The organism is Paenibacillus sp. NPDC057934, assembly GCF_042887565.1.
In the GTDB taxonomy this organism is placed as follows: Bacteria; Bacillota; Bacilli; order Paenibacillales; family Paenibacillaceae; genus Paenibacillus_AQ.
In genome coordinates this window covers 63,420-75,920 of sequence record NZ_JBHVPB010000014.1, presented here as the reverse complement: position 1 = coordinate 75,920, position 12,501 = coordinate 63,420, and the positions used below count along the sequence as shown (strand labels likewise).

Below are 12,501 nucleotides of genomic sequence, written 5' to 3'. Positions count from 1 at the left end.
CAGTTAGCATTAAGCAATCCGTTAAAGGCAACGAAAGTATTATATTCTCCCAAATGGGCAGAAGCCGACAGAATGCCGAGGTGGTTGGTAAATGCTAGGTAGATACGCTGTAGGTGGGAGGTTGGATCCTCCTTACTACCCTACCAAGCCTTCCCCGCATTTTATTGGAAGGAATATCGAAATTCCTGCCAAGGCACAGGGTGACAGGATTATAAGGGATACGTTCACAATGTCCCATGATTTAGAGTTCTATGCGATATCAATATACGCTGACGTGGACAGCATCGAGGATTTTTGGAGTCTTAAGGTGAATGGAAAGACAATCATTAAGAATCTTCACTGTAAGAATTACGAGGAAGGTCTTTATTTCCAAGTAGCCCATCCGGTTAAAGCAGGTAATGAGTTTCTGCTTGAGTATCACACTCCGCATGGTGACAAGAAGAACTTAGGGTTGATGTTCCACTTCCTGACTGAGCACGGCGCTGATTTAGTTCTTACGGGCACTACTGATTTAGGTTCCTACCCTGACCCGCCAGCGGAGTTGCCTGACTATGAGGAACCTCCCGAAACGCCTAACGGCGGTATACAGCTTCCTGTTGCATGGCAACCATTCAACACTGTGGCTGAAGCAACCAACTGGGCTAAGGACTTAGGGGTCTCAGTGAACTTTGCAGGTAAGTTAGATGCGGCTAACTATGTCACAGAAGCCTTAGCCCTTTTACTAAATACTTGCAGTGGCTTTGCTGATATGGTTCAGAAACATAAGTTAACCATTAATATCAAGAATGGTAACGGGGCTAATGGTTACTTTAACCCTCCAACGGGAGAGGTCGTTGTAAGCAAGACCTACGACTTCAAGAATGCTGCCGCCATTGCACAGGCAGAGTATGATACCGGTCAGAAATCGTCACCTGACAGGCTTAGAACAGTCATTCATGAGATAGGACACTGGTTACATTTCCACAATGTTGGAGAGCAGATGTTTTATAAGATTTCAGCACTTGACCCTGACAATTACGGGGCTAAGACGATACTGACCAACTCTGAAGCAACGTATATCGCCAACCACCTATGTAATTACGCTACAAAGTGGTTTCCGATTGAGTTAATACCAGAAGTGTTTACTGCTAAAATAACCGGAGTTCCTATTGATAGAAATATATGGGAGTGGTATGAGCAGTATGGGGGATTCAAGTGTGGAGGATGGTGAGTTACGCATGAAAGTAGATGATAGAGCGAGTATCCTTTTTCCTGACATAGAAGAGGAAGTAATAGAATTAGACGGTGACTCTCGTATTATGTGGGGAAATAAAAAACAGATACTACGCCAGGGAGGGAAGTAAGTGGATATTACAGTGCCGTGTGTCTTCTGTAAGCATTTTAATAGGGATGATCGGGCGAACATGTCTTGCATGGCTTTTCCTAATGGTATACCAAGTGCCATACAAGATTTGAAGTTCATTCATACCACTCCGTACCCTACAGACAATGGAATACAGTACGAGCCAGTAAGCGAAAAACAAGACTATTTTAACTACTTTAAGGGAGAAATTATACAATAAAAAACATAATTAAAGCAGTGTTGTCAGGTTTGATAATCGGTGCTATGGGTGCAGGTTTTGGAGCAGGTATGCTATTGCTACTATTGATAGGGATTTTGTTTAAGCCTTTGGCGGCAATTGGTGTCGGTTGGATTGTAGGTGTCGGACTCAAGCTAATTGCAGGTCCGTATGTGGCAGGTGCGCTAAGTAAGCTCTTACATACGTCAATTACAGCTTCCATGCTTCCTCAAGTATTCGTAGGTGTTATGCTTCTGTCAGTTTACATTTTTCCATCAATTAAGATATATAGAAAAATGGAAAAATTAGAGAGGTGAAGATGAATGTTAGGATTCATGAACAAGTGCCCTCATTGCGGGGGTAAATCGTCCTTTATTCCGGAAGAAATGGAGTGTGACAAGTCTCTAATGCTTTGGTGCAATCATTGCGGTAACTTCATTAACCAAACGTTGACACTTGAAACTATTAGACGATGGTGGATTCGGCATGATGAAGGAGGAGAGTCCATTGAACCACCATTAAGCAAGATTCAACTGGAAGAACTCCTTGTCCTACAGGACAAACTAAACTTAGAGATTAACAGGGTTGCCTTAGAGAACATAGAGATTCACATTAAAGATTTTACAGACTACCTCTATACCGAAGATGAACCTTCCAAAGAGGATTATCTGAAGAAGTATGAAGTGAATTTCTATAACCGATTTGCGTGTGAAAATCAGATATTTTATGTGAAGGCAAAGAATGAAGCAGATGCAGAAAGATTATTTTGGGTAACCCACTCAAAAGACTCATATTATGACTGCATTGAAGGTATAAGTGAAAAAATTGAAAATGACTATTATATAGAAGAAGGTGATAGTTGTGAAGGTTCAGGTAACAGCTAAGTTTTCCCTAGACAATGGCGAAGTTAAGAGGGTTGAGTGGTATGAAATTGACCCTATATTGAAAGGTCATATTATGGAGCATGGCGAAAAGAAACCCGTGGAAATCATTCTGAAGTCTGCCAAGGAAGTTCTGAATGAGTACAAGAAGATTTTCCGTAAATACCATCGGGAGAACGAGGTGTTTGCGATTGAGGATATTACAGGTGAATTGGCAGGCGTTCCATTCTCTAAAGTAACCTACTGGACTGTCAAGGCGGAAGAGATGAGTGAGGATGCTACCAAGCTTGCAGACAAAGTAATTATCAAATAGTAGCTTGGGTAGGTTCGAATTCCTTCCCCGCGACTTACTAATATCCTAAGAAACTGATTAAGGTAGGAGCTTAAATTTATGAACACTAAAAGCGTAATCGACATTCGTCAGTCAACTACCATATCCCAACTCCAAGAGGAATTAATGTTCTTAAAAGGACAGAATGAAGCAGTGTTTAAGATGCTATCCTACCTTACTGAGCAAGCGGGTGGTACTATTACTATCCCTCAGAACTTCAATGAGTTGGTTGTTGGTTCTAACTTTACCTTTGAGCGTAATGAAGAAGGAAATTACGTTATGATTTCTTACCGTTGACCCTACTGCAACGATTAAAACGAATTGTAACTATCTTAAAGGGAGGTAACATACTACTATGAACCAACAACAACGACCAACATTCGGTGGCATTCCATTCTTCGGATTTGGAGACAAAGTATGCATCACGGAGACATTTGACGGCAGTACTTCTCCACAAGAACTTGTAGAACTACTTTCGATTGCCAAAGAGATTCGCAGTTCAGGTGCTAATATCGCTGAATTGAAAGCCAAGGCAGACCTTGCAGAGCTACGTGATGTGCAATTGAGTCGGATTTTGGAAGCAAATGAAAGACTTGCGGAACGTGTCGGGAGACTTGAGCAAGAATTGTTTGACGTCAGTTTTGAGGAAATGATTGCTCTTTCTTACCCTAAGGATTTTGCGTATTACGGAAGCTTATCTGAATCACTGAATAATGTTGAGACTCAGGAACTGGTAGTAGATGCGGCGAGTGTTGAGATTAGTGCAGGAGAATTCAATTACGTGGCTATAGGCGGTTCAATTTCTTAAGTAATCCTGAAACCTTACACTTATAGCTCTAGGAGGAAATAAATGGCTACAAATATGTACATTCTTGGGGTTGTAGTAACAGAGGTAGAGCGAGTAGAGAGTGCTATACAAGCGTTAGAACAAGCTATGTACCACGCTTCCCCTGCCGCTGTAAACGCATTACGAAGTAGTAAGAAACAGCTTGAAGGAGTATTAGAGAGAATAATGCAATCCGAAGTGACCTCAACTCTTAGCTTACAGAACCTTATTGAAGGTAATAGAAAGTGTCTACAGGATTGTTTTAGTGCTAGCATCTCTAGCGGGAAACTTAGTCATATAAGGAGAACGAGAAGATCATGAAGATTACATTCCGTGAACTTTATCAGGCGGTAAGGGAGACTAAATTAGCGGCTGATACTCTTGGTGTTGACATCGATAATTCTCCCACCAAAGAAGGTCGAGGACTGCTCACTGAAGAGCAAGTACGCTTTCGCAACAGCTATATGGATTTGTACAACACTGATGTGAACATAAGTGAAGATATTACTGAAATCAGACGTAAAGTTGACCTCTGTCTATCATATATTAACGTACATTAGATAGGTTAGGTTTAACTTACCTACTCATATCCACAATATAAACAGATACTGGAAAGGGACTTTAGAGTCTCTTTTTTTATGCAACTTTACTAGTAGATGGATCCACTAATGAGAGTAAGGGAGCGTGAAAAATAATGGACTTACAGGGGTTTAGTGTAGATCAGAGAGTAGCTGCAGGGCTTCATATGGTTGAGAAACCAGATAAGAAAAAAAAGGAGATTTGGTTTAAATCTAATGGCAAGTACCTGTTTCTCAGTTCTATTACAGAAGAGAAACTTCATAGCCAACCACTCTACATGTTTCAACACTGGTTGGAGGAAACTGTGATTAACCTACCGCCTTACGAGAAACTTGTGGAAATTATTGAAGTTGAAGGAAGTGAATGTTCTAATGAATCCTTCAATAATGACTGATAGTAATTATGAGAGTACTGTCGAATAACCCCCTTTATGTAGAAAAAATTTCATGAAGACTCTGTAAAGGTTATTCCAAAGGTAAGGAGGTTTTTCATATGTCGCCCGAGGTGAATGATTATATAAGAGTTACCAGTGAGGGAAGCCCCCATGATGGACTTATTGGGCAGGTGGTAGCTACAGCCGAAAAAGATATGCTAGTCTTGAGGTTGTATGGAAGAGAAGTGCGGCTAGCTCAGTCAGAATTAAGTGTTCTGGCAAAGAACGGATCAAGGGCGCATTCTTTAATAAGTAGAAAAGCATTGCATTGGGACATGAACTACTTAGACTCTATTGGTCTGTACGTCCTCATGGATATAGCACTATGGCTACGAGATTATGAATGGTGCAAAGACATTAATCAGCGTATGGCAAGAATCAGGTAGGCGAAAGCCTACCTTTTCTATTTCCGCAACTATTTTAAGGTATAACCCGACCACTATAGAGTAACCAATCGAAAGGAGTGACGACTAATAAAATCAGGTGAAATTCTTCGAAGCGGTAAAAGTAACCACTACCACTCGGGTGTATTCTCCTAGTAAACCCGACGAGGAAAGATTCGAGTCTCAGCCTAGCTATATTATGATTGGTCAAGTGCTTCGTGAGAAAGACCAAAATATCTGGATTGAAATCTGGTTACGTAGGAACATTGAACTCTTCCAGAAGATTACCGAATTGACGGTAAAGAAAATCTCAACGCCTCCTTACTGAAGGATGAAACTGAACGTAACACAGGTAATTACAAAGTGGACTACGTTCTAGTAAGCAACTACGAAAAGAAGTTTCATGCTGATACTAGGGAGTTTATCAGCGATGTTCTAGTGGCCAAAAAAGGATGATAATAAAGTGATAAAGAAAATTATACTGACGTTGGCAATAGCGGTGACAATTACTGCTTGTTCCCCGCAAGACGAGGTCTCCGCAACTCAAGCTACGGTGACGGAAAATGTGATCAAGGCTCCTGATCCGGCACAAAAGATGAATAATCAAGGAACCATAAGCCCTAAGATTAAAGTTAACACGCTAGCCGCTATTGTACCCACATCAACGCATACACCGAAACAAAAACCTCAGCCGACCAAGGCAGTATCGACTGTCGAGAAAAATCTAATCAACCACATGATAGGGCAAAAAGTGTCTAAAACAAATGCTAGTAAATGGGCAAAGCTTATTATTGAACATTGCAACGCTTATGGCGTTGACCCTTATACCATTCTAGCAATGATACAGGTTGAGAGTGAGTATAACCCTAATGAGGTAGGTCCTTCTCATGACACAGGATTGCTTCAGATTCTACCGTCCACTCAAAAGTATATGAAGATTTCAGGGAGTCTATTTAATCCTTCTATTAATATTGAGATTGGTGCGAAGTACCTGGCTTATAATCAGAAACGGTTTGGACATGATTTGGGGATAATAGCCTACAATCAGGGTGAAGGAAATTTATCAAGAGGTACATACAGCAAGAAGTATCTCACTAAGGTCAATAAGGTTCTATCGACAATTGATAGGTGATTACAGAGTATGTGTTATTAAGTATATCTTTCCCTTATATTGTGAGTAATAGGGAAAAACATGTAAAGAATCCTCAGACATTAGAGCCAATGATCATTGACCCTTACCGTGCAATTCTAATCAAACCCTCCGGTTCTGCTAAAGAAAGACTCAAGGAAGGTAAACTCAAGTACCCCTTAAGGTAATCGAAAGACCCTAGAGACAGGGTCTTTTTTTTTGCCCGCAACTCCTGAAAGGCATGGAACGACCATTATAGAGTACAGCAAAATAGCACAAGACCAAGTAAATGGATTCACATTCAAGATTGCAGCGATGAATGGTGCTATGTGGCATGACTATCGGTTGCCCGGAGACGTGCTACAGACAAAGCTGAATACATGACTGCTCTACTACATGGCTTCCACGTTTCTAAATACTGCGCCGCCCCTAAACGAGAAGGCACGGAAACTTAAATTCAATTTGAAGTGGGGAAGATTTAAAAAGAGCTTGAGGGATTAGTGAAAGTGGTGCTGTAGTTACAGACGGTGGGGAGGTAGTGGACTTTCTGAAAGCCGTGCAAGAAGACAGAAAGTTCGAGGTGAAATAGTTGATAAGAGAAGACTATGTAAGGCTTAGAAAAGAAGGCGTAAGAGATATGCACAACATGGAACTTATTAAAGCCTGTAAGAGAGATAAAGATTTGCTTGGTGACTTTTTTACGGAAAATAGAGACTTCATCTTTTCGATCATTAAGCACTTTAAAGGGAATGTAGAAGAACTGAGGGCTAAGTTCAGGGTTACGGATGAAGAACTGTATCAACATGCTTGCATCGGTATTCTGATTGCTCTTCAGGATTTCAACTTTGATAGAGGCATAAAGTTTACCACGTATGTCGTTCGCCCTATGCTATGGGAGATTAATCAGCTTCTCTACAGTGATTCACAGTCTGTACGGTTAAGTCGTGGTGCTGTTGACCTTATTAAGAGAATGGTTGAGATCGAGAATACGCTAGGTTACCGCCCGAACGAAGAAGAAATGTCCGAACTCTTGAACATATCGGTTGAACGATATCGAGAGATTGCTATGTTCAGTGATGATTTAGAACACTATGATGCTATGGATAACTTTGACATAGCTGACACTAAGGAGCGTGTGCTTGAGGATGAAGTGACCAACAAAGTCTATGTAGAACAACTTCTAGTAGATTCTATGTTTACAGATTTTGAAAAAAAGGTCATGACGTTTGTTATGGAAGAGTCTAACAACACTCAGATCGCTGAGAAGCTTAATGTCTACCCTATGACTATTAACCGAACTCTTGCCCGTATTCGCCACAAGATTGAGAGCAAAGAAGCTAACGTTAAGGAAGAGAAAGTCATAGTTGCATCCAAGTATGAACGAGAGATTACTATAATCGCTCAAGAGATTAAGGAACGCAATAACCTCATGTGCATTGAAGACATAACTGAACTACTTGAAGTGTGTGAATATCCTATCGAAAAGTACACGACACGGGTGTTGTATTACATGAGACAAAAAGCCATTCAGAAGTTGGATTTTTGTGTCTGAAACAGAGGGAATTAATCCCGTTCTGTTATCTCAAATTTGAAGGTGAACGTCAAGTGGAACTTACCTTTTATTATAGCGATTCATGCGGGCACTGTCGCCGCTTCTCTAAGACTCTTGAAAAGATTGAAAAAGAACGGCCACAACTTAAAATCTCTAGGATTGAGTATGAGCGATCCGTACATACGGATGTGAAGTATATTCCTACAGTAGTTGTTAAGCACGGAGAGCGTGAACTAGGACGTTTCAGTAGTGCTCTAGCAAAGAAAGTAATAGATAACTGGATCGACCAACTGGAAGAATACATTAAAACACATTTAGAGGATATTAAATAATGAAACCAAGTTATTTAGTAGATATCGAATCAACCGGACATTTCGTTGTAACTATTATAGAACGAATATAAGCATTAGTGTGGTACTGAATTTTATACGGTGAGCTAACCAGGGGTGAGAACATCATCCTACCCGTTGGAATTGAGACGTTGACAGAAGCGCAGTAATCAAGAAAAAGTGGCTTACCCTCATCCTATGCTCGTCATACAGACGGCCAGATGTAGGGTTATTTTGTTTGCAGAGACGCCTTTTTCGTGTCATATTAGTATTAAACTCTTTTCGCAGGCGGCGCTTTACCGCGTTACGTGCTTGCGATTGATCCCGGAGGGAAGGCATGAAGGAAATGAATGAATTGAAGAGGAAAGTGCTGGAACTGCTCAAGGAGGATGCGCGAAGCTCCACAGCGTTGATGGCGACGCTACTTGGGGCGGAAGAAGCCGATGTAAAGACTGTGATTGAGCAGATGGAACAAGACAATGTTATCGTAAAATATGCAACGGTCGTCAACTGGGATAAGGTGGATGACGAGCGGGTGACCGCACTGATTGAAGTGCAAATTACGCCGGAGCGAGGCCGCGGTTTCGAGGGAATCGCCGAGCGGATCTACCTGTACCCACAGGTGAAATCCGTCTATCTGATGTCTGGTGCATACGATCTGCTGGTGGAAGTGGAAGGCCGCAATCTGCGTGAAGTCGCAAATTTCGTATCCGAGAAGCTGTCGCCGATCGATTCTGTGCTCTCTACCAAAACCAACTTTACGCTTAAAAAATACAAACAGGACGGGATCATCTTCGAGGAGCATGAGGAAGACAACCGTCTGATGATCTCTCCGTAAAGGAAGAATGCCATATGATCACGAACAATACTCAACCTAACGGAGACACCGGCAAGTCTATGAACTCCTATTTGGCTCCACTGGTCCGGGAGATTCAGCCATCAGGCATCCGCAAATTTTTTGATCTGGCAGCAGGCAGCAAGGACATTATTTCGCTCGGGGTCGGTGAACCTGATTTCAAGACGCCTTGGCATGTCCGGGAAGCTTGCGTATATTCATTGGAAAAAGGCTTCACCGGCTATACCTCCAACGCAGGCATGCCTGAATTGCGGGAGGGAATTGCGAACTATCTGCATAACCGTTTTGCAGTAGATTACGATCCGGCTGACGAAATCATTGCCACAGTAGGGGGAAGCGAGGCAATTGACCTTGCTCTGCGCGCTCTGATCTCACCAGGCGACGAGATTCTGATCCCGGAGCCTTGTTATATTTCATACTCTCCTATAACAGCCATCGGCGGGGGGATTCCCGTTGGCATCGAGACCTTTGGAGAGCATAACTTCAAGTTGACCGCGGAAGGATTGGAAGCCAAGATCACACCGCGTTCTAAAGTGCTGATCCTGTGCTATCCGAGCAATCCGACGGGTGCTATTATGACACGCGAAGACTGGGAGCCCATTGCCAAAGTCGTGGAAAAGCATGATCTCATCGTGATTTCCGATGAAATCTATGCGGAACTGACCTACGGCAGCAACCATGTAAGCTTCCCATCGCTGCCAGGTATGAAAGACCGCACGATTCTCGTTAGTGGCTTCTCCAAAGCCTTTGCCATGACAGGCTGGCGTATGGGTTACGCCTGCGGTCACCCGGAGCTCATCTCTGCCATGTTGAAGATTCATCAATACACGGTGATGTGTGCGCCTTCCATGGGGCAGGTTGCAGCACTGGAGGCGCTGACCAACGGGCTGGAGGAAAAGGATCGGATGACCGATTCCTATAACCAGCGGCGGCGCCTGATCGTGAAGGGCCTGCGGGATGCCGGGCTGGAATGCCATGAGCCGCAGGGGGCGTTCTATGCTTTTCCAAGCATCCGCCATACCGGTCTGAGTTCTGATGAATTCGCCCAGCGGCTGCTGCGTGAGAGCAAGGTCGCTGCGGTTCCGGGCAGCGTGTTCGGTCTGGGGGGCGAGGGCTATCTGCGCTGTTCGTATGCGACTTCGGTGTCGCAGTTGAATGAGGCCATCGAACGCATTGGAGCCTTTGTCACCAAGCTCGAAAGGGAAAGAACGGAATAAAGAGTAAAATTTATGAAAATAGTCTAGTAAATCTCTCGAATGCATGGTATAATTTTACTTTGAGAGAGTAAGTGTAGCCTTTAATGATAGTTGGAGGTCAACGTTGCTCTGGAAACGAAGCGGATGCTTTCTAGCCGGTTGTTTCGATGCTATTTTTTAGCAGACGCTCAACAAGATTTTTAGGAGGTATGATTGTGCTCAGTGCCGATTATTACTTACCTTCCTATGGCGGGGAATGTTTTTCAGGAAGCGGGAAACGGCCCCTTAAGGGCGATGCTTCTGTACGCAGGCTCTCTTTGGAAGATGAAATTAGGGTATTACGCACCAAGATGGAGCAGCTTTTTTTGCAGGAGAAATCGTTCACCTCGGACAACGTCATTGAAATCAGCAGTATGCTGGATCTAAAGATAAATGAATATATGAAGGTACGTCCCTGTAGAAGATAATTGTCTGGGACGCAGCTCGGAGGGCCCATTTGGGCCCTCTTTTTTATGGTGATAAAGAGACTTATCTTGAATATGTTGCCTGGTTATTTACATGATCATGGAAACAATTGGCACAAAACTTCTGGAACTGGTCTGAGTACAAACACTTGAATCTATCAATCACCCGAGGTGAAGACAACATGAAGAGAACTAGACAAGCGGCACTGCTTCTGCTGCTGGCACCGCTGTTGTACTCAGCTCCTGCACATGCCGATGCCGCGCCTGTCAACCAGGAGACTGCCATCTACTTGGACGGTAGGCCCCTTCAATTCGGTGTTCAGCCACTGTTTGTGAATAATACGGTCCTTGTGCCGATGCGCAAGCTGTTTGAGGAGCAGGGAGCCAAGCTCTCATGGGACAATCAGACCAAATCGGTGACAGCGACCAAGGGAGATACCGTGCTGACTTACAGGATCGGGGATGGGGCTGCTTATACCAATGGTAAGCCGGTCACCCTGACCGTGCCGGGGCAGATCGTCGCCGGGAACACGCTGATGCCGCTGCGATACTTTAGTGAGGCGCTGGGCAACCAAGTGAAATGGGACCCGGTCAGTCATGAAATCCGGATTAATTCAGCTGGAGAGTATAACACCAAGATTTTGAACGGCGTCAATCTACGCACCGTACCGGATTCGGGAACAAGCTCAAGTGTCATTGAATTGCTACCGGCTGGAGAGAAGGTTCAGGTTCTTGAGGAGACCGATGCCCTATGGCTGAAAGTACGCACAGAGGACAATAAGACAGGTTATATCTCTGCAAAACCAGGCTTTAGCGACTACACCAGTGCCTCCCTTGCGGAACTGCAAGGAAACGCGTTACTGGCGTATGGAGAGAAGTTTCTAGGAACACCTTATGAATTCGGCGCTTCTCCGGATCAGACACGTACATTCGACTGTTCTTCTTTTGTCGGCCGGGTGTTTAAGGAGGTTCTGTCCATTGATCTGGCGCGTGTCTCTTACAATCAGGCCAAAGAGGGCAAAGAAGTAAGCATCGGAGAATTGCGCAAGGGGGATTTGCTGTTCTTCAGTGCGCGCGGTCTGGATATCGGGCATGTCGCCATTTATGCCGGGAATAACCGGATTCTCCACACCTATTCGAAGGAACAGGGCGTTCATTACGAAACCTTGGATAGTAAGTGGATGAAGCGATTTGTGACAGCCCGCAGAGTATTTTAGGCTTTACTTTTATCTAGTGATAACAGTTGTTATGTTATGAATGACAAAATAACAATATTGATACCCTATAATTGTTGTGCTATGGTATTCGTATGAAAAATGAACATGTGTTAACCAAAGAGATGATTCTGGATGCAGCGGAGAGCGTGCTGCGTCGGTTTGGTCCTGATAAAAGCTCGGTAGTAGATGTTGCCCGTGTACTATCGGTCAGCCATGGAACGATCTACCGTCATTATCCTAGCAAAGCGGTTTTGCGGGCAGCGGTAACAGAGCGGTGGCTACACCGAATCTCTGATCCGCTGCAGGTAATTGCGGAGGAGAAGGGCGGTAGTACGGCCCAGCGACTGCGGCAATGGTTTCTGGTCCTTTCGCAGCGTAAGCTGGCTTACGCTGTAGAAGATCCGGAGATGTTCGCGATGTATACGGCGGTTACCCTGGAGACTGCGGATGTCATCTCGGAACATGTGGATTGCTTGATCTCCCAAATCGCTCAGATCGTTGAGCGGGGGATAAAGCAGGGAGAATTGAAGCCGGGTCAGCCTGAAGTGACCGCGCGAGCGCTATTTATTGCGATGGCTCATTTTAATCACCCCGCGCATGCTTACGAATGGTCTGAGACCACGCTCGGCCAGGATTTTGACTCCGTATGGAGTGTGCTGGTTGAAGGGATCGAAGTATCTTAATTCAATAAACTAAAGGTAATGTGTCACAAGATTAGAGGGAAGTACTGCTGATGAAATTCTATCAGTGGTACTTCTCTTTTTTT

The 12,501-nt window shown here is 43.9% G+C and carries 17 protein-coding genes; all 17 read left to right on the top strand.

Going from position 1 to position 12,501, the window contains the following annotated elements; all coding sequences use genetic code 11:
• The first annotated feature begins 91 nt into the window (after positions 1-91).
• The 17 genes from ACFVRY_RS26575 (at position 92) to ACFVRY_RS26495 (ending at position 12,418) form a co-directional block, all read left to right on the top strand.
• Complete coding sequence (locus ACFVRY_RS26575) at positions 92-1,210, top strand: hypothetical protein (protein ID WP_387503315.1); 1,119 nt, start codon at positions 92-94, stop codon at positions 1,208-1,210.
• Between the two features lie 396 nt (positions 1,211-1,606).
• The gene (locus ACFVRY_RS26570; RefSeq protein ID WP_387503314.1) at positions 1,607-1,876 is read left to right on the top strand and encodes a hypothetical protein; all 270 of its coding nucleotides are present in this window, start codon (positions 1,607-1,609) and stop codon (positions 1,874-1,876) included.
• 6 nt (positions 1,877-1,882) lie between these two features.
• Positions 1,883-2,443 (top strand): hypothetical protein, encoded by a 561-nt coding sequence (locus tag ACFVRY_RS26565; RefSeq protein WP_387503313.1) that lies wholly within the window; start codon positions 1,883-1,885, stop codon positions 2,441-2,443.
• Positions 2,444-2,501: 58 nt separating this feature from the next.
• Positions 2,502-2,753 carry a hypothetical protein gene (locus tag ACFVRY_RS26560; protein WP_387503312.1) on the top strand — a complete coding sequence of 84 codons (252 nt, stop codon included), beginning with the start codon at positions 2,502-2,504 and terminating at the stop codon, positions 2,751-2,753.
• 78 nt (positions 2,754-2,831) lie between these two features.
• Complete coding sequence (locus ACFVRY_RS26555) at positions 2,832-3,068, top strand: hypothetical protein (RefSeq protein WP_387503310.1); 237 nt, start codon at positions 2,832-2,834, stop codon at positions 3,066-3,068.
• A 58-nt stretch (positions 3,069-3,126) separates the two neighbouring features.
• Positions 3,127-3,579: a hypothetical protein gene (locus ACFVRY_RS26550; protein ID WP_387503309.1), complete on the top strand. Its 453-nt coding sequence runs from the start codon at positions 3,127-3,129 to the stop codon at positions 3,577-3,579.
• Between the two features lie 335 nt (positions 3,580-3,914).
• Positions 3,915-4,157, top strand: coding sequence for a hypothetical protein (locus ACFVRY_RS26545; RefSeq protein ID WP_387503308.1), 243 nt, complete (start codon positions 3,915-3,917; stop codon positions 4,155-4,157).
• A gap of 134 nt (positions 4,158-4,291) precedes the next feature.
• Complete coding sequence (locus ACFVRY_RS26540; protein ID WP_387503307.1) at positions 4,292-4,570, top strand: hypothetical protein; 279 nt, start codon at positions 4,292-4,294, stop codon at positions 4,568-4,570.
• A gap of 98 nt (positions 4,571-4,668) precedes the next feature.
• On the top strand, positions 4,669-4,995 hold the full coding sequence (locus ACFVRY_RS26535; RefSeq protein WP_387503306.1) for a hypothetical protein: 327 nt from the start codon (positions 4,669-4,671) through the stop codon (positions 4,993-4,995).
• Positions 4,996-5,455: 460 nt separating this feature from the next.
• Positions 5,456-6,124, top strand: coding sequence for a lytic transglycosylase domain-containing protein (locus ACFVRY_RS26530; protein ID WP_387503305.1), 669 nt, complete (start codon positions 5,456-5,458; stop codon positions 6,122-6,124).
• A gap of 643 nt (positions 6,125-6,767) precedes the next feature.
• Complete coding sequence (locus ACFVRY_RS26525) at positions 6,768-7,673, top strand: sigma-70 family RNA polymerase sigma factor (protein WP_387503304.1); 906 nt, start codon at positions 6,768-6,770, stop codon at positions 7,671-7,673.
• A gap of 53 nt (positions 7,674-7,726) precedes the next feature.
• Positions 7,727-8,005, top strand: coding sequence for a thioredoxin family protein (locus tag ACFVRY_RS26520; protein ID WP_387503303.1), 279 nt, complete (start codon positions 7,727-7,729; stop codon positions 8,003-8,005).
• Positions 8,006-8,339: 334 nt separating this feature from the next.
• Positions 8,340-8,840, top strand: coding sequence for an Lrp/AsnC family transcriptional regulator (locus ACFVRY_RS26515; protein WP_387503302.1), 501 nt, complete (start codon positions 8,340-8,342; stop codon positions 8,838-8,840).
• 14 nt (positions 8,841-8,854) lie between these two features.
• On the top strand, positions 8,855-10,075 hold the full coding sequence (locus ACFVRY_RS26510; RefSeq protein WP_387503301.1) for an aminotransferase class I/II-fold pyridoxal phosphate-dependent enzyme: 1,221 nt from the start codon (positions 8,855-8,857) through the stop codon (positions 10,073-10,075).
• 194 nt (positions 10,076-10,269) lie between these two features.
• Positions 10,270-10,521: an aspartyl-phosphate phosphatase Spo0E family protein gene (locus ACFVRY_RS26505; RefSeq protein ID WP_387503300.1), complete on the top strand. Its 252-nt coding sequence runs from the start codon at positions 10,270-10,272 to the stop codon at positions 10,519-10,521.
• 179 nt (positions 10,522-10,700) lie between these two features.
• Positions 10,701-11,735 (top strand): C40 family peptidase, encoded by a 1,035-nt coding sequence (locus ACFVRY_RS26500; RefSeq protein ID WP_387503299.1) that lies wholly within the window; start codon positions 10,701-10,703, stop codon positions 11,733-11,735.
• 92 nt (positions 11,736-11,827) lie between these two features.
• Entirely contained in the window at positions 11,828-12,418 is a 591-nt protein-coding gene (locus ACFVRY_RS26495; RefSeq protein WP_387503298.1) for a TetR/AcrR family transcriptional regulator, read from the top strand.
• The last annotated feature ends 83 nt before the right edge of the window (positions 12,419-12,501 follow it).

Coding starts and splice junctions, on each gene's coding strand:
- ACFVRY_RS26555 (WP_387503310.1), top strand. CDS start 2,832: ATGAACACTAAAAGCGTAATCGACATTCGTCAGTCAACTACCATATCC.
- ACFVRY_RS26565 (WP_387503313.1), top strand. CDS start 1,883: ATGTTAGGATTCATGAACAAGTGCCCTCATTGCGGGGGTAAATCGTCC.
- ACFVRY_RS26570 (WP_387503314.1), top strand. CDS start 1,607: ATGGGTGCAGGTTTTGGAGCAGGTATGCTATTGCTACTATTGATAGGG.
- ACFVRY_RS26575 (WP_387503315.1), top strand. CDS start 92: ATGCTAGGTAGATACGCTGTAGGTGGGAGGTTGGATCCTCCTTACTAC.
- ACFVRY_RS26510 (WP_387503301.1), top strand. CDS start 8,855: ATGATCACGAACAATACTCAACCTAACGGAGACACCGGCAAGTCTATG.
- ACFVRY_RS26525 (WP_387503304.1), top strand. CDS start 6,768: ATGGAACTTATTAAAGCCTGTAAGAGAGATAAAGATTTGCTTGGTGAC.
- ACFVRY_RS26500 (WP_387503299.1), top strand. CDS start 10,701: ATGAAGAGAACTAGACAAGCGGCACTGCTTCTGCTGCTGGCACCGCTG.
- ACFVRY_RS26495 (WP_387503298.1), top strand. CDS start 11,828: ATGAAAAATGAACATGTGTTAACCAAAGAGATGATTCTGGATGCAGCG.
- ACFVRY_RS26545 (WP_387503308.1), top strand. CDS start 3,915: ATGAAGATTACATTCCGTGAACTTTATCAGGCGGTAAGGGAGACTAAA.
- ACFVRY_RS26535 (WP_387503306.1), top strand. CDS start 4,669: ATGTCGCCCGAGGTGAATGATTATATAAGAGTTACCAGTGAGGGAAGC.
- ACFVRY_RS26550 (WP_387503309.1), top strand. CDS start 3,127: ATGAACCAACAACAACGACCAACATTCGGTGGCATTCCATTCTTCGGA.
- ACFVRY_RS26540 (WP_387503307.1), top strand. CDS start 4,292: ATGGACTTACAGGGGTTTAGTGTAGATCAGAGAGTAGCTGCAGGGCTT.
- ACFVRY_RS26515 (WP_387503302.1), top strand. CDS start 8,340: ATGAAGGAAATGAATGAATTGAAGAGGAAAGTGCTGGAACTGCTCAAG.